This is a genomic window from Bacillus thermozeamaize (genome assembly GCA_002159075.1).
Classification (GTDB): Bacteria; Bacillota; Bacilli; order ZCTH02-B2; family ZCTH02-B2; genus Bacillus_BB; species Bacillus_BB thermozeamaize.
Genome location: LZRT01000066.1, coordinates 55,393 through 75,500 on the forward strand (window position 1 = coordinate 55,393; position 20,108 = coordinate 75,500).

22 protein-coding genes and 1 pseudogene are annotated in these 20,108 nt (G+C 55.6%); 1 reads left to right on the forward strand and 22 read right to left on the reverse strand.

What is annotated here, in order from left to right; genetic code table 11:
• Positions 1-38 precede the first annotated feature (38 nt).
• From BAA01_13835 to BAA01_13895, 13 genes and pseudogenes are all read right to left on the reverse strand, one after another.
• Positions 39-551 carry an acetyltransferase gene (locus tag BAA01_13835; protein ID OUM88087.1) on the reverse strand — a complete coding sequence of 171 codons (513 nt, stop codon included), beginning with the start codon at positions 549-551 and terminating at the stop codon, positions 39-41.
• 10 nt (positions 552-561) lie between these two features.
• Positions 562-1,467, reverse strand: coding sequence for a prolipoprotein diacylglyceryl transferase (locus tag BAA01_13840; protein OUM88126.1), 906 nt, complete (start codon positions 1,465-1,467; stop codon positions 562-564).
• A gap of 43 nt (positions 1,468-1,510) precedes the next feature.
• A complete protein-coding gene (locus BAA01_13845; GenBank protein ID OUM88127.1) occupies positions 1,511-2,452 on the reverse strand; it encodes an HPr kinase/phosphorylase in 942 nt (313 codons plus the stop codon).
• Positions 2,453-2,594: 142 nt separating this feature from the next.
• Entirely contained in the window at positions 2,595-3,575 is a 981-nt protein-coding gene (locus tag BAA01_13850; GenBank protein ID OUM88088.1) for a D-glycerate dehydrogenase, read from the reverse strand.
• A gap of 73 nt (positions 3,576-3,648) precedes the next feature.
• Positions 3,649-4,482, reverse strand: a complete 834-nt coding sequence (locus BAA01_13855) for a hypothetical protein (protein ID OUM88089.1) — start codon at positions 4,480-4,482, stop codon at positions 3,649-3,651.
• Positions 4,483-4,597: 115 nt separating this feature from the next.
• Positions 4,598-5,152 (reverse strand): fumarate hydratase, encoded by a 555-nt coding sequence (locus BAA01_13860; GenBank protein OUM88090.1) that lies wholly within the window; start codon positions 5,150-5,152, stop codon positions 4,598-4,600.
• A 54-nt stretch (positions 5,153-5,206) separates the two neighbouring features.
• Positions 5,207-6,049, reverse strand: coding sequence for a fumarate hydratase (locus tag BAA01_13865; protein OUM88091.1), 843 nt, complete (start codon positions 6,047-6,049; stop codon positions 5,207-5,209).
• A gap of 38 nt (positions 6,050-6,087) precedes the next feature.
• On the reverse strand, positions 6,088-7,152 hold the full coding sequence (locus BAA01_13870; GenBank protein ID OUM88092.1) for a tartrate dehydrogenase: 1,065 nt from the start codon (positions 7,150-7,152) through the stop codon (positions 6,088-6,090).
• Between the two features lie 237 nt (positions 7,153-7,389).
• A pseudogene (locus BAA01_13875) lies at positions 7,390-8,439 on the reverse strand (selenide, water dikinase SelD).
• A 30-nt stretch (positions 8,440-8,469) separates the two neighbouring features.
• A complete protein-coding gene (locus BAA01_13880; protein OUM88093.1) occupies positions 8,470-8,853 on the reverse strand; it encodes a hypothetical protein in 384 nt (127 codons plus the stop codon).
• Between the two features lie 91 nt (positions 8,854-8,944).
• The gene (locus BAA01_13885; protein OUM88094.1) at positions 8,945-9,643 is read right to left on the reverse strand and encodes a thiamine-phosphate diphosphorylase; all 699 of its coding nucleotides are present in this window, start codon (positions 9,641-9,643) and stop codon (positions 8,945-8,947) included.
• Positions 9,636-9,920: a hypothetical protein gene (locus BAA01_13890; GenBank protein OUM88095.1), complete on the reverse strand. Its 285-nt coding sequence runs from the start codon at positions 9,918-9,920 to the stop codon at positions 9,636-9,638. Before BAA01_13890 ends, BAA01_13885 begins: the two co-directional genes overlap by 8 nt.
• 18 nt (positions 9,921-9,938) lie before the next feature.
• A complete protein-coding gene (locus BAA01_13895) occupies positions 9,939-10,958 on the reverse strand; it encodes a hypothetical protein (GenBank protein ID OUM88096.1) in 1,020 nt (339 codons plus the stop codon).
• A gap of 461 nt (positions 10,959-11,419) precedes the next feature.
• Between BAA01_13895 and BAA01_13900 the strand changes: the two genes are divergently transcribed.
• Positions 11,420-12,034: a coat protein F gene (locus BAA01_13900; protein ID OUM88097.1), complete on the forward strand. Its 615-nt coding sequence runs from the start codon at positions 11,420-11,422 to the stop codon at positions 12,032-12,034.
• A gap of 52 nt (positions 12,035-12,086) precedes the next feature.
• Here BAA01_13900 and BAA01_13905 read toward each other — a convergent pair whose 3' ends face one another.
• The 9 genes from BAA01_13905 to BAA01_13945 form a co-directional block, all read right to left on the reverse strand.
• A complete protein-coding gene (locus tag BAA01_13905) occupies positions 12,087-12,434 on the reverse strand; it encodes a hypothetical protein (protein OUM88098.1) in 348 nt (115 codons plus the stop codon).
• 72 nt (positions 12,435-12,506) lie between these two features.
• A complete protein-coding gene (locus BAA01_13910) occupies positions 12,507-12,992 on the reverse strand; it encodes an ECF transporter S component (protein OUM88099.1) in 486 nt (161 codons plus the stop codon).
• Between the two features lie 225 nt (positions 12,993-13,217).
• Positions 13,218-13,820, reverse strand: a complete 603-nt coding sequence (locus BAA01_13915) for a DNA-binding response regulator (GenBank protein ID OUM88100.1) — start codon at positions 13,818-13,820, stop codon at positions 13,218-13,220.
• A 23-nt stretch (positions 13,821-13,843) separates the two neighbouring features.
• Entirely contained in the window at positions 13,844-14,953 is a 1,110-nt protein-coding gene (locus tag BAA01_13920; GenBank protein OUM88128.1) for a histidine kinase, read from the reverse strand.
• A 67-nt stretch (positions 14,954-15,020) separates the two neighbouring features.
• On the reverse strand, positions 15,021-16,085 hold the full coding sequence (locus BAA01_13925; protein OUM88101.1) for a fatty acid desaturase: 1,065 nt from the start codon (positions 16,083-16,085) through the stop codon (positions 15,021-15,023).
• A gap of 275 nt (positions 16,086-16,360) precedes the next feature.
• Positions 16,361-16,561, reverse strand: a complete 201-nt coding sequence (locus BAA01_13930) for a hypothetical protein (protein ID OUM88102.1) — start codon at positions 16,559-16,561, stop codon at positions 16,361-16,363.
• Positions 16,562-16,668: 107 nt separating this feature from the next.
• Complete coding sequence (locus BAA01_13935; protein OUM88103.1) at positions 16,669-17,763, reverse strand: transposase; 1,095 nt, start codon at positions 17,761-17,763, stop codon at positions 16,669-16,671.
• A gap of 24 nt (positions 17,764-17,787) precedes the next feature.
• Entirely contained in the window at positions 17,788-18,165 is a 378-nt protein-coding gene (locus tag BAA01_13940; GenBank protein ID OUM88104.1) for a hypothetical protein, read from the reverse strand.
• Positions 18,165-20,081, reverse strand: coding sequence for a long-chain fatty acid--CoA ligase (locus tag BAA01_13945; protein ID OUM88105.1), 1,917 nt, complete (start codon positions 20,079-20,081; stop codon positions 18,165-18,167). The genes BAA01_13940 and BAA01_13945 overlap by 1 nt, the downstream gene beginning before the upstream one ends.
• Positions 20,082-20,108 lie beyond the last annotated feature (27 nt).

Sequence of the window (20,108 nt, forward strand, 5' to 3'; positions counted from 1 at the left end):
CAACAAAAAGGTGCCCGCCCTCTTTCTCCTTCTTTCCGTCACCCGCGATTCCCCTCATCCGCCGCTTCCTGGGACCGCCGCTTCAGGGGACGGGCCGGATTGCCCCCGACAAAGGCGCCTGGCGGCACATCCCTGGTGACGACCGAGCCGGCGGCAACCACCGCCTGATCGCCGATGCGAACCCCCGGAAGGATTAAACTGTTGGCGCCGATCATCACTTCATCGCCAATCTCCACTTCGCCCAGGCGGTATTCGTCGATCAGGTACTCATGCGCCAAAATGGTGGTGTTGTAACCGATAATCGTGTTCCTGCCGATGCGGATCAGCTCCGGAAAGAGAATGTCCATCGTCACCTTGTAGGCAATCGCCGTCTGCCGGCCCACCTTGATTCCGAGCAGCCTGTAGAGCGCGTTCTTCCAGGAGAAAAAGGGCAGAAAACGGGCCGTCTCGATGATCAGCACATTGCGAACCACCTTAAAAAAGGAAACCGTCCGGTAAACCTGCCAGAGCGAATTGCTCCCCGAAACGGGAAACCTCCTCGTTCGCCTCATCCGCTCACCTCTATCCTTTTTTCCTGCGAAGCCTCGTCTCCACGTCCCGGTAGCGGGTTTTGTCCCATCTTTTCAGCCGCCTGACCGCCATCAGCCCAACCGCCAGCAAGACCAGCAACAGGCTGACCAGCTGGGCCGTCCGGATGTTCCCGTAGGCCATCGCCCCCGGTTCAAACAATAAGCGCATCGGCGTCCACAAGCCGTTGAGCAGCCCCTCCAGCCAGCGGGGCCCGTCAAAAGCCAGGCTGTCCGTCCGCAGGCCTTCGATGAAAAAACGCCCCACCGAATACCAAATCACGTAACTCAAAAATACCAGGCCACGGCGAGGGTTGCGCCCGCTCAGCCAGAGAAGAACGGCCACGCCCAACAGGTTCCAGAGGGACTCATATAAAAAGGTGGGATGATAATACACCCCGCCGATATTCATCTGCTCGATGATCCACTCCGGCAGGTGCAGGCTTTCGAGAAACTCCCGGGAGACCGGCCCGCCATGCGCTTCCTGGTTCATAAAGTTGCCCCAGCGGCCGATGGCCTGGCCCAAAAGCAGCCCAGGAGCGGCGATGTCGGCCAGTTGCCAGAAAGAAACCCTGCGGAAGCGGGAAAAGAGAACCGCCGTGACAATCCCGCCGATCAGCGCGCCATGAATGGCGATCCCGCCCTTCCAGATGGCGATGATCTCACCGGGATGCTGCGAATAATAATCCCATTGAAACAGGACGTAATAGACCCGCGCGCAGAAAATGGCGGCCGGGACCGCAAAAATCATGAAATCCAACAACAGTTCATGGTCAAACCCGATCCGCTTCGCGCGCCAGACGGCCAGCCCCAGGCCAGCCAACGCCGCCAGGCCGAGGATGATGCCGTACCAGTGTACCGTAAACGGACCAAATTGAAAGGCGATTGGATCCAGAACCATGTTTTGACCTCCTTCATCCGGCAGGCTGAAAAAAGGAAGCATGTCAGAAAAGGTCCTCGGCCGGATCGTCATCTTCCAGCACCTTGTTCAGCCGTTCCGCAAACTGGACCGCCGCGTTGTGGCCCATCACCTTGAGCCGGTGGTTCATCGCCGCCACTTCCACGATCACCGCCAGGTTCCTTCCCGGACGGACCGGTATGGTGACAATCGGGATGTCGATATCCAAGATTTTGATCTTCTCTTCATCCATCCCGAGCCGCTCGTAATGCTTGCCCTCTTCCCAGGCCTCCAGGCGAACGGCAAGGGAAATTTTCTTATGCGTGCGCACCACACCGGCGCCAAACAGCGTCATCACGTTAATGATGCCCACCCCGCGAATTTCCAGAAGATGCTGGATCAGCTCCGGGGCATTGCCGATCAGGCGGTTGTGTACCTGGCGGATTTCCACCGCATCGTCGGCCACCAGGCGATGGCCCCGCTTGACCAGCTCCAGGGCGGTCTCACTCTTGCCGATGCCGCTGGAACCCATGAGCAAAACCCCCACCCCGTACACATCCATCAACACGCCGTGGATCGTCGTCCGGGGAGCCAGCATCTCTTCCAGGTAATAGGTCAGCTTGCTGATGAATTGCGTCGTTGACAATGAGGTCCGCAGCACCGGGGTGCGGCTTTCCTCCGCCGCCACAAACAGCTCGGACGGGACAGGAAAGCCGCGCGTGATGCAAAAGCAAGGGGTTTCCTCCTTGCAGAGAAACCGGAAACGCTCCAACAGAACCCCGGACGGAAGGCTCTCCGCAAAACTCAGTTCCGTGCGTCCCAAAAATTGCACCCGATCGGCCGGGTAGTATTCAAAATAACCGGCCAGCTCCAGACCTGGCCGGTGGATGTCACTGACCGTGATGGGCCGCCGCAAGCTTTTTTCGCCTGTCAGCACTTCCAGGTTGAAACGCTTGACAACCTGCTCCACCGTCACTTTCGATCCCAACGCCCTCACCTCTTTCTCCTCATGATAAAGGATGTGAAAAGGAAAGAAAAGCAAAGATGCCGATCCTGTCGCGCCAAAGGCACCTTCAACCGTTCGCGCGACAAAACCGGCACCGCCGTCTGACTGTCATCGTTTCCTGGCGTCAGTTTTCGTGCCTGTAATTCACACTTTCATTCACGCAGGCGGGCAGCGGCTTGCCAGCCAACCCTGCCAGCAGGTTATCGGTCGCAAGCAGCGCCATCCGGTCTCTGGTTTCATCGGTGGCACTGCCCACATGCGGGGTGATCAGGAGATTGGGCAGTTGCAGCAGCGGGTGATCCCCCGGGAGCGGCTCCGGGTCGGTCACATCCAAAGCGGCATAGGCAATCCAGCCTTCCTTGAGGGCGCGGTACAGCGCCTCCGTCTGGACGATGGCGCCGCGAGCCACGTTGACGAAGCGGGCGGTTGGCTTCATCAGCCGGAATTGCTCTTCCCCGAACATGCCACGCGTCTCATCTGTCAATGGCGTCAAGACCACGATCACATCCGACGTTTGCAATAACTGCTCGAAGGGCACATAAACGGCCCCGATCTCCGCTTCATCGGCGCGCCGCTTGCGGTTGGTGTATTGCACCCGCATCTTGAATGCCTGCGCCCGCCTCGCCACCGCTTCGCCAATCCGGCCCATCCCGACAATCCCCAGCCATTTTCCAGCCAAATCGCTGCCAAACGGAATGTCAAAAAGGTTTTTCCACTCCCCGCGCCGAACCATGTCCCAGCCTTCGGTGATACGCCGCATGCTGTTCAGCACAAGGGCAAACGCCAGATCGGCCGTCGCATCCACCAGCACACCAGGGGTGTTGCCAAAGGGAATGCCGCGGCGCGTGCAGGCCTCTACATCCACATTGTCATAGCCGACCGCAGCCTGGACCGCCACTTTCAAACGCGGCGCGAAAGAGAGCAATTCCTCATCCAGGCGAATCTTGCCGGAGAGAAACAGCCCCTCCGCATCGGCCAGCCATCTTCGCAACAGTTCTTTTGGAACAGGTTCCGTCGACTCCCAGATTCTCACCTCGGCATGCTGGCGGATCTTCTCCAGCGCCACTTGCCGAATGGGCCCCGTAATGACAACCGTCGGTTTCACGCGGGCTCCTCCCCTCCATCATCCCCAGACGGGTCGTTTGTTTCATCACCATGCTGCCATGGCCATCCCGGATTTAAGCGTCATGCTGCAGCTGCAGAATGGCCAAAGCCTGCTTGTACACCGGGTAATCCACCATCTTCCCCTGCACGGAGATGGCTCCCACCCCTTTTTTCTCCGCCTCCTGGAACGCCTCGACAACCGCTTGCGCCCACTCCAGTTCTTCCTTGGTCGGTGAAAACACGGCGTGAACCGGCTGGATCTGCTTCGGGTGAATCACCAGTTTTCCGCGAAAACCCAGACGCTTGGCCATTCTCGCCTCGCGGATCAGGCCCTCCTCATGGTTCAGATCCACAAAGACAGTGTCAATCGGCGGATCAATGCCTGCAGCCCGGGAGGCCACCGCCAGTTGCGAACGGGGAAAAATAAGCTCCTGCTGTTCGTACGTGAGCGAAATTCCCAAATCCAGGCTGTAATCCACGGCACCAAAAGCGAGCCGTACCACCGCGGGGTCGGCGCTGGCAATCTCGTGGGCAAAATATACCCCCCTGGCCGTTTCAATGAGGGGGATGATCTGCATCCGTTCGGACAGCTCCCTGCTCACCCGGCGGATGTCCTCCGCAGAGCCTACCTTCGGCAACATGATCCCCCGAAATCCTGCCTCCTGGGCACAAACACAATCTGCCTGCCAGAACGGGCTGTTCACATCATTGACCCGCAGGTAGACATTGGAACGGGCCGCCCCGCCTTCTCGCATCACCTGGCAAACCGTCTGGCGCGCCGCCTCCTTTTCCTCATAGGCCACCGCGTCTTCCAGATCGATGATCACCGCATCCGCAGGACTCTCCAGCGCCTTGCGAATCCGGTGCGGGTCGCGGCCAGGAACAAACAAGTAGGAACGATGAAGCAACCTGGCTACCTCCTTTTTGCATCTCGATGCTTTCGAATCTCGGCGCTATGTAAAAACAAAACCCATTCTGGCAAAATCAAGCCCCGCATCACGAACGATTGCTCTCTGCCGGAAATCACCCGTTGCGAAATGCCTGCTGGCTTTGTTCATACCAATCATTGCCATGCGCATCGTTGACCACCACCAGCGGCATGTTCTCCACTTCCATCTCCCGCATCGCCTCCGTCCCCAGGTCTTCATAAGCGAGCAGGCGGACGGAACGGATGCACTTGGCCAGCAAGGCGGCCGCGCCCCCCACAGCAGCAAAATAGACGGCCCGGTAGGTTTGCAAAGCCGCTTTCACCTCATCGCTGCGCCTGCCTTTGCCGATCATCCCCCGCAATCCCAGTTCCAACAGCCGGGGTGTGTAGCGATCCATCCGCCCGCTGGTCGTCGGACCGGCCGACCCGATCACCTGGCCTGGCTTGGCCGGAGTCGGGCCGACATAGTAAACCACCTGGTCACGCAACGTCACCGGCAAGGCTTCTCCCCGCTCCAGGGCCTCCACCATCCGCCGATGGGCGGCATCCCGAGCCGTCAACAATTTGCCCGACAACAACACGCGATCCCCGGCACGCAAGTCTAAAACGGTCTCTTCTGTCAGCGGGGTGCGCAAATGAATCACGCCCATCAGGAGCCCCTCCTCTGCCTTCGTCATCTGGCGGCTTCCGCCGTTAAAACACGGCTAGAGTACGGCGGTTTTATGCCGGTTGGCATGGCAATTGATATTGACGGCAACAGGCAAGGCGGCAATGTGCGTGGCGAATATTTCCACATGCACATCCAGCGCGGTCGTTCTTCCACCCATCCCCTGCGGGCCAATCCCGAGCGCGTTAATCTGCCGGATCAGCTCTTCTTCAAGCGCCGCGATGTCCTGCCGCGGATGCCGCTGCCCGAGCGGACGAAAGAGCGCCTTTTTCGCCAAGTATGCCACACGCTCAAAATTGCCGCCGATCCCGACGCCGACCACGATCGGGGGGCAAGGATTGGGCCCCGCCTCCTTGACCGCTTCAACGACAAAGCGCTTAACCCCTTCCATCCCCTCCGCAGGCGCCAGCATCCGCAGGAAGCTCATGTTTTCGCTGCCTCCTCCTTTGGCCGCCATGTGAATGGTAAGCCGGTCACCCGCCACCAGCTCCACATGCACGATCGCCGGCGTGTTGTCGCCGGTATTCACGCGGCTGATGGGATCCTCCACCATCGAGAAGCGCAAATACCCCTCCTTGTACCCTCGCCGGACGCCATCATTGATCGCATCGTACAGGCTGCCCCCCGTGATTCTGCAATCCTGCCCCAACTCGACGATAAAAACGGCAAATCCCGTGTCCTGGCACATCGGCACCCGCTCATCGGCCGCAATCTCCGCATTGAGCAGGATTTGCCGCAAAATATCCCTGCCCACCTCGGACGTTTCCTGTTCCAGCGAATGCCGCAAGGCGTGCACCGTATCTGCGCCGAGGTCGTAATTGGCTTCCTGGCAGAGGCGGGCCACGGTTTCCACAATTTGGTCATAGTGCACCTCTCGCACAAGCCGCCTCCTTTCCGCCTGCGTTCCCGGCGATTGCTTCAGGAGGTGATCGCTTTCAGGTGGCCAATCACCGCCTCCGTGACTTCGGCCGTTGTCGCTTGTCCTCCCAGATCCGGCGTTTTCACGCCGCTCTCCAGCGTCCGTTCAATCGCTTCCAGCACCTTGTCCCCCAGTTCAGGATACCCGAAGTGATCCAGCATCATCTTGGCCGTCCAGATCTGCCCGATCGGATTGGCGATTCCCTTGCCGGCGATATCGGGAGCGGAACCGTGAACCGGTTCGAACATCGAGGGATATTTGCCGTTGGTATTGACATTGGCCGCCGGCGCCACACCGATGCTGCCCATGATGGCACCGCCCAGGTCCGAGAGGATGTCCCCAAACAGGTTGCTGGCCACAATCACGTCAAACGCATGCGGCCGTGTGACAAAAAAGGCGGATAGCGCGTCAATATGATAGGAGGCCGTTTCCACATCGGGGTAATCCGCCTTCACCTGCTCGAACACCTCATCCCAGAACGGCATGGTATGGAAGATGCCGTTGGACTTGGTGGCAGAAGCCACTTTCCGGCGCCGCTTTTTCGCCAGATCAAAGGCATAGCGCATCGCCCTCTCCACGCCTCTGCGGGTGAAGATGTTGTTCTGGATCGCGATCTCCTCTTCTCCTCTGAAAATACGGCCGCCGATCTCCGAATATTCCCCTTCCGAGTTCTCACGGACCACAACCAGATCAAACGCTTGGGGGTTGGCCAGCGGTGAAGGCAAGCCTTTGAGAAACTTCGCCGGCCTGACATTGAGCACCTGCTCAAACTCGCGGCGAATCTTCAGAAGCAATCCCCACAGCGAAATGTGATCGGGGACCAGCTTGGGGTTGCCGATCGCTCCCAGAAAGATGGCCTCATACCCGGCCAGGATGCTCAGGCCGTCCTCCGGCATCATTTTCCCGTGTTTGACATAATAATCACAATCCCAGTTGTAGGTGGCGTATCGAAAGGCAATCCCGCCATGGCTCTCTGCGGCGGCGTCCAAAACCTTCAGGGCCGCCGGGACCACCTCTTTACCAATCCCATCCCCGGGAATCACCGCAATGTCAAACGTTTTCATTTTTCTCCACTCCTTATGTTCTGCTTCAAAGAAAAGAAACAGGGAAAAATGTATACAATATCCATTTCCCGTTTCATCTATACATTTATATTAAATCCAAATTGTTTCATCACGTAAAGCCGTCACGATCTTTTTCCAAAACATGAGATCTTTTTCCAAAAAAAGAAAGCCCGCTCCCTCTCGCAACTGAAAAGGTGAGAGGGGAGCGGACGGTCAAAAGAGGAGGTTCGAAAAGCCTTACAACACCCGGATGCATCCCGGATGATCCGCGACAAAACGCCCGATCTGTGCGGCGGCCGAGACTCCCTGTTCATGCAGGCGTTGGAGAAGCCCTTCGGCCTGCGCGGACGGAACGGCGATCAACAAGCCTCCCGAGGTCACTGCGTCGCACAGCACCCACTGATCTTCCTTGATGAGTCCGGCCCGGTATTGCACAACATTCTGAAGCCACTGGTGATTGGCCTTTGTGCCGCCAGGAACGACCCCCTGCTGGCTGAGATGCCTGGCCCGCTCCAGCACCGGAACCTTCTCATAGTCAATTTCCAGGCCGATCGTAGTGTCTTTGATCATCTCATAAGCGTGTCCAAGCAAGCCAAAGCCGGTGACATCCGTGCAGGCATGTACATCAAATTCCCGCATCGCCTCTGCCGCCGTCCGGTTCAAAGCGGCCATCACCGACGTCACTTCCTGAATTTCCTTCGGGCTGAGCAGATCCCGTTTGATGGCCGTCGTGTAAATCCCAACGCCAATCGGCTTGGTCAAAATCAGCACATCTCCCGGTTCCGCACCGCGGTTGCGGCGAATCTGTCGCGGATCGATCACGCCGGTCACCGCCATCCCGAACTTCGGTTCTTGATCGTCGATCGTATGCCCGCCGACCAGCACGGCACCCGCTTCCGCCACCTTGTCCGCCGCTCCTCGCAGTATCTCGGCCAAAATCCGCTTTTCCAACTTCCGCACCGGAAAGCCGACAATGTTCAGTGCCGTCAACGGCCTGCCGCCCATGGCGTAGACGTCGCTCAGGGCATTGGCTGCCGCAATCTGGCCAAACATATACGGATCATCCACCACAGGGGTGAAAAAATCCACCGTCTGGACCAGAGCCAGGTCTTCCGTCAGCTGGTAGACCCCCGCGTCGTCGGACGTTTCCATGCCGACGAGCAATCGCGGATCCCCGAGCGAAGACGGCAGATACTGCAACACCTCTGCCAGGTCCGCCGGACCTATTTTGCACCCTCACCCGGCTTTGGAGGAAAGGCTGGTCAGTTTGACCAGGAATTGTTCCATCCCGACATCACCCCCTTGCGATGGATGCCCTTAGGAGGCCGAATCCTTGGGGCATTCGTACCTCAGCCCCCACTCCGCCATCGCATCCAGAATCTTGTTCAGGCTTTCTCCTTTTTCCGTCAGCGTGTACTCCACCTTGGGCGGCACATCCGGAATCACCGTCCGCCTGACAATTCCGTTTTTCTCCAATTCCTTCAGCCGCTGGCTGATCATTTTGGAGCTGGCCCCCAGTTCGTTTTCCAGCTCGGAAAAACGTTTTTTTCCCTGGATAAGTTCTCGAATGATGAGGATGACCCATTTTCCACCGATGACATTCAACGTCCGCTCAATCGGGCATACAGGTTCCTTACTCACAGATTTCACGCTGCTTTCATCCCTTTCATACCTGTTTCTGTAACGGATCAGCCTCTTCATACGCATCAGTCATTGCAGTGTTGGCCATCGCTTGACATAGCGGTCAGCCGCGTCCTTCAGAACAACCGATTTCGTCGAGTATTATATCATGTCATTCATGCCGTTCTCCATTCACAGTATGCTGCCAACCTGGTAAAGCGGCACGCGTCTTCTCGACCGCCTGGCGCAGCTGGCGGGCCGCCGCCTCCGGATCTGCGGCGTCAAAGATGGCCGAAATGACCGCGACGCCGTCGGCGCCCGCCTCGATGACCGGCGCCGCGTTTTCCGCCTTGATCCCGCCAATGCCGACCATCGGAATGGCCCAGCGGGACCGAATGTCCCGGATCAGGCCTGTACCGACCGGCTCTCCCGCGTCCGCCTTGCTTCTGGTGGCATAAATGGCTCCGACGCCCAGATAGTCCGCTCCCTGCGCGATGGCGCGCTCCGCCTCTTCCAGCGAGCCGGCCGATGCGCCAATCCATTTTTTCTCGCCGAGCAGTTTTCTCGCTTCCGCCACCGGAATATCCGTCTGGCCGACGTGAACCCCATCTGCATCAAGAAGCATGGCCAGGTCCACGCGATCATTGACGAAAAAAAGCACACCGTTTTCTCTGCAGATCGCTCTGATTTTTCGGCCCAGCGCCAGCACTTCCGGCAACGGACTTTCTTTATCACGCAGCTGAATCGCCGTCACGCCCCCCGCGACGGCAGCCTCCGCAATACGCAGCGCTTCCATCCCCTGCGCCCCGGCCTTCACAGGCATACACAAATAGACGGCCAGCTTCTTCTCCAACCATCCGGATTCAGGCATGCTCGTCCCCTTCCCGCCTCGATGCTTGACTCAGTTTTTCATCCAAGTACCTGACCAGCCGCTGATAGAGCTCGGGAATCGAATCGGCCATCAGCACGTGGCGCTCGACGATCAAATAGGGATACATCATGCATTCGCTGCACAGATCATGGCACTCATTCACATCAATCTGCACCTCGAGCCCTTTCTGGAGGCCCAGCATCCTGATTTTGTCCAGCCATCCCTCTTCCCAGCTGAGTTCATTATTTCCGCAGATTTCGATTGTCAGGACTTGCATCGCGATCCCTTCTCCAGCTCATATGTAAACCGACAGCAGGGCGCTGTACAGTTCATGGTACCGGCGCCATTCAACGGAAGGCACGTATTCGGCGCTGACCCGCCTTTTCCCCTCCTGCCCCATCTCCATGCGCAACTGGGGATCTTCGTACAAACGCTTTGCATACGCATACATCTCTTCCGCATCCGAAAAAAGAAATCCATCGACGCCATGTCTGACCAAATCCTGATTTCCCGGGACGCGGGAGGCCAAAACCGGCTTGCCGAAAAACATGCCCTCCAGCAAAGCGTGGGAAAGCCCTTCTGAACGGGACGTGTTCAGCACCACGTCGGACAAAAGGTAATAATTGCCGATCTGGCTCTGAGGAATCGTTCCCAAATACGTCAACCAGGCGTTTTTCCTCGCAAGCAGATGAAGGGTTTCCAAAATTTTGCCATTCATCGGCGGGCCGGCGATACAGAAACGGATGTTTTTCGTCTCCGCAAAAAGGCGGCCGAGCGGCTCGACGGCCAGCAGCGGGTTTTTGACCGAACGCAAGCCGGCCGGCAAAAAAAAGATCAGTTCCTCATCGGACCAGCCCAGCTCTGCCCGCTTCAGATGCCCTGAACCGACGGGAAGATCGACCGCCGGCGGGATAACCGTCACCTTTTCCCGCCACATCGGAAACTGGTGCGCCAGCCGGCGTTGTGCGGCCGGGGTGATACAGACCAGGCGATCGGCCCAATCCATCGCCTGGACGGTATCCGCCCGCGTTGACGGATGATGCAGATATTCGTTGATATCCGTGCCCGTCAATGAAATGATGACCCGTTTCTCCCGATATTTTTTGCGCACGACAGGCATCAACGGCGTCCCCGTGCGGTAGGCATTAAACAGGTGCAGCAGATCGGCCGTGGCCAGCTCGCGCTCCTCCACGTTTTCCAGGGTTTTGATCACCACTTCCCAGCCCCATTGGCGGAGGCCTTTTTGCAAACGCCTGGCATGGACCCAGTTTCCTCCATTCTCAGGAGCGCGGGCAGGCAGGACCATCAAGATCACGGCTGTTCATCCCGCTCGGACCGCTCGGAAAAGATAAACTGTCCTCCGTGCGGGGTTTCCGCAAAATCAACCACCAGCCGTTCGGTGTACGTCCGCGTCACTGGATCGATGAGCAGCTCCATCTCATCAACCCTGATTCGCACATCATCCTCTTGAGGTGCATCCAGCACCCAGCGAAATTGCGGACCGCATCACCCGGGCGAAACCTGAATCCGCAAGGCTTCCCCTGCTTCACGCTCCTCGTGCCAGAATTGCTTCAACACGCGCTTGGCGCTTTCGGTCAAGTACATTGGAATCCTCCTTTAGTTTTCGGCATCTTCCTTTCATTGTATCCATCCGTCGCCGTTTTTGCATCATTCAATGCGGTTTTTGTACATATTCGCCAATGCAGTGGAAAAACTATTGCTGGCCAAAAAACCTTTTCATTCAAAGACACTTCCATTTAGAAGGAGGAAAATAAGATGAATCAACAGACGGCAACCTTAGGCGCGCATGAGACCATGGAAATGCACGAAGTCCTCTCCGATACCATCAATTGCATCAACACCTTCCAACTCTTCCAAAACCACGTCACAGACGCCGGGCTCAAGCAAATCTTGAATCGGCAACTGGATTTTCTCGCAAACGAATACAACAACATGGTCAACACATTGCATACGCAAGGCAGAAGCCAAGCGGTGCCTTACCGTGCCCAGAAAACGGCGGCTCCCAAATACGGCCTGCGCCAACCTTCCCCGGCAGCTCCCAACGCCTCCGTCACCCAGTTTGATGATCGGGATGTGGCCTCCTGCATGCTTTCCAGCGCCAAGTGCAGCGCCGCCATGCGGATGCATGCGGCACTGGAGTGCTCCGATCCCCAGCTTCGCAGCATGCTCTTGCAAGCGGCCCAGAACTGTGCCGAAATGGCTTACGAAACATGGTCTTTCATGAACCAGAAAGGGTATTATCAGGTGCCGACGATGATGGAGAACACGACGCAGACGATGCTGAACGTCTACCAGCCTGGAAACGAAAACGCCATGATCCAGGGGAGCACACCCCAACAGATGCAGCAGCCATGGAAAACGCTGCAGTAACCTCACACAAAAAGCCCTCGGTTTTTGCCAAACGAAAAACCGAGGGCTTTTCTCATTGTGCGGCCGGCGCCAGCACGCTTTTTGCCCCGTATCCCAGAAGTTCCGCACTTTCCGGATCCAGATAGACCACATACTGCAGGCGTTCCCGTGTTTCGGGATGACTGTAAATCATCTTGACCTCAATCGCATCCTGTACCTGGTCGTTGATTCGCACCTGTCGCTGGTCAATGATGTAGTCGTCAAACAAGTAAGACTCCGGAACATCCTCTTCCAGCGCCGCCCCGGCCGCGGTCATCGCATCCAAATCGGTCAGCGTCTGTTTCGGCATGTTTTTTTGCACCGTTAGCACAACCACTGTCACAACCAGCAACAGTCCCAAAACCCAATACACTCTCTTCAATCGCGGACACCCCCATCCATCCCCTACTCCCATTGTATGGACAAACGGAGGCAGACATGACCACTTTTTCGCTTAACGCTTTGCCAATCCTGTCGGGAACATCCCGCCAAGCGGACGCAACAGGGCGAGGGTAATCGCCATGTCCACCAGATGATGCAGCGCCGTGCCAATCCCCACCACGATGAACCCCTCATACAGCGAAAAGCCGAAAGGCAGGACAATCAGCGATTCGATCAAGGCATGGACGGGCAGCATCGCCAACAGCGCCTGCCACGGCTTGCCACCGCGGCGAAACAACCAGGCTCCCAGTCCGCCGAAGACAATATGCGAAGAAGCCCGGGCCGCAATCACCGGACCCAATGTGAGCCAAAACCCCACGGTCGAGCCAAGACCGACCAAAACGGCCGACCACGGACTGACAAAAACGGCCAGCATCACCGGCACATGCGAGGCAATCGTGGCCGAAAAGGGAGGAATGTATACCTTCACAAAATACAACGGGATAATCAATGAGAAAGCGATCAAAATGGCGCTGAGGACCAGTTCGCGTGTCTTCAACCCAACCCCTCCTTTCTCGTTTGCATGAATCTTTACATTTGAATAGTCTGTTGTCTTTACATCTGACAATCTCATTATACCTGCTCTGTCCCCTCAAGCCAACGTTTTTATGATGGTGATGGCGAGAAAAGGATCATAGAAAAGAAAAAGAGCTGATCCAGGTGCGCTTGCACCGGCCAGCTCCCCCTCTGCGCGTCTGGTTTCTGCTTTCATCGCCTTTATGATTTATGATTTAAACCATCCCTTCTCTTTGTAACGCTTAATCGCTTCAATGCGGTTGCCGACATCCAGTTTGTCGAGGATGGCGGAAATGTAATTCCGGACAGTTCCCGTTGTGATGTAGAGATGGCTGGCGATTTCCTTCGTGCTTTTGCCGTCGGCCATCAGCATCAGCACTTCATTTTCCCGCTCCGTCAATGGATTCTCCTGATGATAAGCCCCTTCTATCAGCTCCGATGCGTAGATGCGCCTTCCGGCCATGATGCTGCGAATCGAACCGGCAAGCTCCTCACTGGGACTGTCTTTCAACAAATATCCGCTTACGCCGGCCTTCACGGCGCGTTCGAAATAGCCTGGACGGGCAAACGTGGTGAGTATGATCACTTTGCAGCCGCATCCCTTTAATTCCTCGGCCGCGTCCAGCCCGCTCTTCCCCGGCATTTCAATGTCCATAATACAGATATCCGGCTGATGAAGGTGAACCAATTTGACGGCTTCCTCGCCATTGCTCGCTCTTCCGACAACCGACATGTCTTCTTCCAGTTCGAGCAACGCGGCAAGCGCGCCAAGAAGCATCTTCTGGTCCTCGGCGATGACAATTCGAATCATATCCCTCCTCCTTTTCCGTATAGTCAGGGGACGTTCGGCACTTTCATCACAACCGTCGTTCCATGGTTAGAGACGATTTCCAGACTGCCGTTCACAAATTCGAGCCGCTCTTTCATCCCCCGCAGCCCATTCCCCCAGTAACTGTCTGAAGGATGGGTCGTCCCGACGCCATCATCCTTCACCTTGACCACCAATTCGGTCGGTTGCGGCTCGATCACGACAGAGCAGGTGGAAGCGTTGCTATGTTTCACAACATTGGTGATCGCTTCTTTCAGGCACATGCTCACCACATTCTCGGTGATCGGGGATAAATGCGTCAGCTTGGGATCTCCTTCCAGGATGAAATCGATTTGAGCCGCCTGCAGAATCTGCTTGACGCGAAACATTTCATCCTCCAACTTCGTCCCGCGCATTTGAGTGACCATTTCCCGCACTTCCTTCAACGCCGTTCTGGCCGTCTGACGGATATCGTTTATTTCCACCAGCGCCTGTTTCGGATTTTTGCTGATTAATTTTCCCGCCAGATCGCTCTTCAGGCCGATTAACGAGAGCTTCTGGCCGAGCGTATCGTGCAGGTCGCGGGCAATTCTTTGCCGTTCTTCCAGCTTGACCAGTTCCGCAATCCGCTTGTTCGCGTCTTCCAACTGTCCCAGCAGCTTATCTTGTTTATTTTTGTTATAGGTGCTGACCGGAAGGAGGATGACGGCAATCAGGCTTAAGAACACAAACGGCAGCTGCGTGATAAACACGGGATTTTGCGTGACAAAGTTGTAATTAATCGTCGCAAAGGTGCTGACGAGATGGATGGTATATAATGTAAAAAATGCGGCCCGATGCTTGAGATTGCCAATAAAAAACGCCAAGAAGAGGGAGAAATAGATATATCCGAACAACAGGCCCATCGCGGTCGAAATCACGATTTGCACGCTGGTCCACAAGTACACCAGCCACCCTTTGGAAACAAAGGACAACAAGTAAAAAACAAAAAAAGCGATGATCATCGCGATGCCGATGGCCGCTTGATAAGGAGAAGAAGAACGAAAGATGAAGTAAAAAGGGAGGATGTAAAAAACCACCCACACATACGGACTGAGACCCGTGTTTTTGATAAACATCTGATTTAATCTCCGCATGTTCCCCTCCCTTTTCCCTTCACCGCTATTCACTTGATTTTCGCATGCTCCTTTGCCTCACAGCGGTTTAATTTCTTTGCAAGCTTGCTCTCTTGCGTGCCCGATCGTTCACAGAATGAGGAGCCGCATCAGGCTTGCGGAGTTGATGTTTGATATCTTTGAAACTGACGAACGTTTTGCTGTTCTCGTCCCAGAGGCGATAACGCAGCGACTTGAGGCTCGTGCCGATCGTGACGGCCGTCGCTTGCTGAAGGAGCGGCACTGCGTGATGCGCCTTCTCCAAGTTGTAGTTGGGGACTCTCGGGCTCAAATGATGAACGTGATGAAACCCGATATTGCCGGTTATCCATTGTAAAAGCTTCGGCAGCTTGTAATAAGAGCTGCCTTCCACAGCGGCTAGCACATAACTCCATTCATCCTGGGTCTCAAAGTAGGAATCCTCAAACTGATGCTGTACATAAAACAGCCAGATCCCGAGCAGCCCGGCTACGTAAATGATCGGGCCCTGGATCATGACGAACGCCTGCCAGCCGATTGCCCAGCAGAGCAGCGCATACAAAGCGGCGCTGCAGACGTTGGTCAGGTACGTGTTCATTCGTTCCCTAAGCTTCGCTCCTTTGCGGTTAAAGCGGTAGGCGATGAGAAAAATGGCAACGGGACCGATTCCGAACATCACGAGCGGATGCCGGTAAATCCGGTAAGCGAGCCGGCGCCACCAGGGGGCGGCGAGATATTCGTTCACGGTAAGAAGCCAGATGTCCCCGGTGCCCCGCTTATCAAGGTTGCTGCTCGTCGCATGGTGAACGGCATGGGAATGCCTCCACTGCCGGTACGGCACGAGGGTGAGGACACTTGTTACGGTGCCTAAGATGTCATTGGCCAGACGGCTCTTAAAAAACGATTGGTGACAGCAATCGTGGAAAATAATAAACGTCCGGACTAGGAACCCGGAAGCGATAATCAGAATCGGCAGCGTAAGCCAGTACGATACCGCCAGGCTGAAATAAGCGGCACACCAGAGCAGCAAAAAAGGTCCTATGGTATTGATGATCTGGATGATGCTCTTTTTCGTGTCCGCACTCTCATAGGGAGCCAGGTCTTTTTTCAGCCTGGAAAAATGGGACTGGTTCATCACAGTTGCTCCTCCTCGGCTTGACGTGAGATGACCGCATCCGAATGTCGGCGGCATGTTTCCCTTTGATTCTAGAAGATGCAAGCGAGCGATTGAAGTCATAAACGTCAAGCCGGGAATATGACAAATGTCATATTGATGAATTTGATTGAATCGCTTTTATGGGCGTCCCGTTTTAAGAAAGATTGTAACATACGCCAAACCCCTCCACCATGCCTGATGCAGATGGCAGAGGGGTCTGTCGGTTTTTCATCCAGACGATGTTTTTCATCTACTTATGACGATCGGGCATCCACCAGTTGTTTTTCTTCCCTGGAAATGGAGCCGTTTGGCACGATTTTCAAATCCGGCTTGACGCGAATGACATTCTGAATCGTTCTGGCCCATTCTTCCAGCTGATCCTGAGAACCGGCACGCGTTTCCTTCAATTCAAGGTTGATGGTCAATCGGTCCTGTCCATGCGCATGCGTGATCACCGCCTGTTGACACTCCACACGGCTTTAAGCCGTGGGATTCTCGGGAACAGCGACCCAACGGCCGCTTCTTGACCGAGCTATCCCCGTGTGTCCCACGGTTCAGTTGGCTAAGCCAACAGACGCAAGCCTTCTTGCAAAATGTTTCTTGCCGCATTGATGTCCCGGTCGTGAGGTGTACCGCATGAGGGACATGTCCATTCCCGCAAAGCCAGGTTTTTCACTTCTTTGTTCCGGTATCCGCATGTGGAACAAAGTTGGCTTGATGGAAATGTCTTGTCCACAAGCACGATGGTTCGTCCGTACCAATCGGCCTTGTATGCCAACATGGCACGAAACGTTGACCAGGACACATCGGCGATGCTTTTGGCTAAATGGTGATTCTTCTGCATGTTTTTAACCTGCAAGTCCTCCAGGCAGATCACTTGGTTCTCGCGAATCAGCCGGGTGGACAGTTTGTGCAAAAAGTCATTGCGGCAGTTGCCCACTTTCTCATGCAGACGGGCTACTTTCAAGCGGGCCTTCTCCCATCGCCTGCCGCCTTTGGTTCGGCGGGAGAGGATGCGTTGCCAGCAGATCAACTGTTGTCCATGTTTGTACAGATGCTTCGGATTGGCAATGGCCTCACCCGTGGAAAGCACTGCAAAGTCTTTTACCCCAAGGTCAATGCCAATCCGGCTGTTTGACGGCGGCAGCGGCTGGATTTCCGTCTCCACCAGCACCGACACAAAGTATTTTCCCGTCGGGTTCCGCCGGATGGTGGCCGAGACGATCCGTCCCTTGACCTCGCGGGACCTGGCAAACCTGACCCAGCCCAGTTTGGGGAAACGAATCCGGTTTCCTTGGATGGTGATGGTTCCCTTGTTGTTTTTGGATGTATAGGATTGCACCGGGTTCTTCCGGCTCTTAAAACGTGGGTAGCCCTTTTTCTCCCGGAAGAAACGTTTGAATGCGTCATCCAGATGCCGCAGTTCCGTCTGCAACGCCGTGGCATCCGGTTCCTTGAGCCAATCCAGTTCTCTCTTGAGACGGGTGAGCAAAGCGGAGCAGGCATTATGCCCAAGCGTCTTTCTTTCCGCCTCATACACTTCCTTCCGTTTGGCGAGGAAGTGATTGAAGACGTATCTGCAACATCCGAACGTCTTATGGATGAGTTCCCGCTGTTTCCGGTCGGGATAGATCCGGAATCGGTAGGTTTTGTGCATTTGTTCCACCTTCCTTTTCTGTCCTTATGATACCATGGGAGAGGAAGATGGAACAAATGTTTGCTGGGAGAGGGCCATGTATCCCACCCCTACAGGAGTAGGTTTTATTGCCCCTCCCAAACCCTCCCCGATTTTTATAAATAATGGTCTCAAGACCAGTCTTTCAATCGCCAACCCGAGCGCGGCACTGAAGAGCAACGTGATGATCAGCGCTGGAATCAACGGCACATGATACGTGGCAATCAGTGTCAGGCTGACGTATGCCCCGATGAGCAAAAACTCCCCTTGCGCAAAATTGATCGCGTCCGATGATTTATAAATCAGGACAAATCCCAGTGCCACCAGCGAGTAAATGCCCCCGACGACAAATCCGCTGACCATAATTTGCAGGAAAACGTCCATTAAGCCACTTCCTCCTCTTTCTGACTGGTATCAATGATGGCCAGCTGGGTCTCAATCACGACCTCCCTGCCGTCCTGGTAACGGATGGTGCCTTTCACATCAATGATGCGCTGCTCGGAATACAGCCCTTCGATCACATCCGCATACTTCTGGGCCACAAATTGGCGCCGGATCTTGCGGGTCCGCGTCAACTCCTCGTCATCGGCATCCAGTTCCTTGTACAGCAGGACAAACCGTTCCACGCGGGCCGTTTTCGGCAACTCCCGGTTCACCCGCGCCACCTCTTTGCGGATGAGTTCCAACACTTCGGGCTTTTGCGTCAAATCGGTGTAGGTGGTATAGGCAATCTGGTTGTTCTCAGCCCACTGCCCCACATTTTCCATGTCGATGTTCAGGATGGCAGCGACGAACGGCCGGTCTGTCCCCACCGCCATCGCTTCTTTGATGTACGGGCTGAACTTTAACTTGTTTTCAATGAACTGCGGGCTGTACATGTCCCCATTCGCCAGCCGAATCACGTCTTTCAGGCGGTCGATGACGATCAGGTGGCCGTCCTCGTCCAGCTCGCCGGCATCCCCGGTATGCAGCCAGCCATCGACAATCGTCTCGCGGGTGGATTGTTCATTCTTGTAATACCCTTTGAACACGCTCGGGCTTTTGATCAGCACCTCGCCTTTTTCCGAAATCTTCACCTCTGTCCCAGGAATCGGGACCCCCACCGTATCAAACTTGACGTCCCCGTCTGGATGGACAACGGCAATGCCCGCCACCTCAGTCTGGCCGTAAATCTGTTTGAGATTCACGCCGATGGCATGAAAGAAACGGGTCACGTCCGGCCCCAATGCCGCCCCGCCCGTATAAGCCCGGCGCAGGCGCAGCAATCCCAGATGATCCCGGACAGCGCTTAACACCAGCCAGTCCCAGAACCGATACGAAAGTTTCGACCAGAACCCCAGGGGTTTTTTGTTGAGGATCGCATCGGCACGCTTGTAACCGGCTTTCAGCGCCAAGTCATACAAACGGCGTTTCAGCCAGCCCGCATCCTGGATGCGAACCTGTACACGGGAAACCATATCTTCCCATATGCGCGGCGGAGAAAACATGGTATGCGGACCGATTTCCCGCAAATTCTCCTGCACCGTGTTGGTCTCTTCGGGAAAATTGACGACAAATCCCACATTCAAGGCAGAGGAGAGGCTCATCATTTGTTCCCCGATCCAGGCCAACGGCAAAAAGGAGAGAAACTCGTCGCCAGGTTTCATCGGATCCATCTGCATCAAGCTTTTCCCCATGTTGATCAAATTGTCATGAGAAAGCATCGCCGCCTTCGGATTGCCGGTGGTTCCGGACGTGTAACAAAAGATCGCGATATCATCGCCTTTGCCTTTCTCCACCTCTTCTTCAAAAACCAGTGCGCCGGCACGCTGCCGATACGTTTCGCCCAAGTCCTGCACGTCCTGAAAGCTGAGCAAGCGCTCAGTCGTATATGAGCGTAACCCTTTCGGGTCGTAATAAATGATGGTTTCCACGTCCGGTATCTCGTCCTTGATTTCCAGCAACTTATCCACTTGTTCCTGATCCTCGGCGATCACGATCTTGACTTCACTGTGATTCAGGTAATAACCAATCTCTTTCGGGAGCGAATCCTGATAAATCCCCACCGAAATCCCGCCCAGACTCTGGGCCGCCAAGGCGCCAAACAGCCATTCCGGCCGGTTGTCGCCGATGATGGCCAAGCGGTCGCCTCTTTTAAACCCGAGTTCGAGCAATCCATATGAAAACGATTTCACATTTTCCCAATAACGTTCCCAGGTAAACTCCCGCCAGATGCCAAACTCCTTTTCCCTGAGCGCAACCGCCTTGCCCATCGTCTCCGCTTTGTGTTTGAGCAACTTGGGCAACGTCACGTCTGACATGCCGCTCTCCCCCCTTTGTCCTCACAT

What these genes read in the sequence shown, in the direction of transcription:
- BAA01_13925 (OUM88101.1), bottom strand. Translation starts at nt 16,085, where the DNA reads ATGAACCAGTCCCATTTTTCCAGGCTGAAAAAAGACCTGGCTCCCTAT.
- BAA01_13900 (OUM88097.1), top strand. Translation starts at nt 11,420, where the DNA reads ATGAATCAACAGACGGCAACCTTAGGCGCGCATGAGACCATGGAAATG.
- BAA01_13885 (OUM88094.1), bottom strand. Translation starts at nt 9,643, where the DNA reads ATGCCTGAATCCGGATGGTTGGAGAAGAAGCTGGCCGTCTATTTGTGT.
- BAA01_13835 (OUM88087.1), bottom strand. Translation starts at nt 551, where the DNA reads ATGAGGCGAACGAGGAGGTTTCCCGTTTCGGGGAGCAATTCGCTCTGG.
- BAA01_13920 (OUM88128.1), bottom strand. Translation starts at nt 14,953, where the DNA reads ATGCGGAGATTAAATCAGATGTTTATCAAAAACACGGGTCTCAGTCCG.
- BAA01_13880 (OUM88093.1), bottom strand. Translation starts at nt 8,853, where the DNA reads ATGAAGAGGCTGATCCGTTACAGAAACAGGTATGAAAGGGATGAAAGC.
- BAA01_13890 (OUM88095.1), bottom strand. Translation starts at nt 9,920, where the DNA reads ATGCAAGTCCTGACAATCGAAATCTGCGGAAATAATGAACTCAGCTGG.
- BAA01_13935 (OUM88103.1), bottom strand. Translation starts at nt 17,763, where the DNA reads ATGCACAAAACCTACCGATTCCGGATCTATCCCGACCGGAAACAGCGG.
- BAA01_13840 (OUM88126.1), bottom strand. Translation starts at nt 1,467, where the DNA reads ATGGTTCTGGATCCAATCGCCTTTCAATTTGGTCCGTTTACGGTACAC.
- BAA01_13870 (OUM88092.1), bottom strand. Translation starts at nt 7,152, where the DNA reads ATGAAAACGTTTGACATTGCGGTGATTCCCGGGGATGGGATTGGTAAA.
- BAA01_13860 (OUM88090.1), bottom strand. Translation starts at nt 5,152, where the DNA reads ATGGGCGTGATTCATTTGCGCACCCCGCTGACAGAAGAGACCGTTTTA.
- BAA01_13915 (OUM88100.1), bottom strand. Translation starts at nt 13,820, where the DNA reads ATGATTCGAATTGTCATCGCCGAGGACCAGAAGATGCTTCTTGGCGCG.
- BAA01_13945 (OUM88105.1), bottom strand. Translation starts at nt 20,081, where the DNA reads ATGTCAGACGTGACGTTGCCCAAGTTGCTCAAACACAAAGCGGAGACG.
- BAA01_13940 (OUM88104.1), bottom strand. Translation starts at nt 18,165, where the DNA reads ATGGACGTTTTCCTGCAAATTATGGTCAGCGGATTTGTCGTCGGGGGC.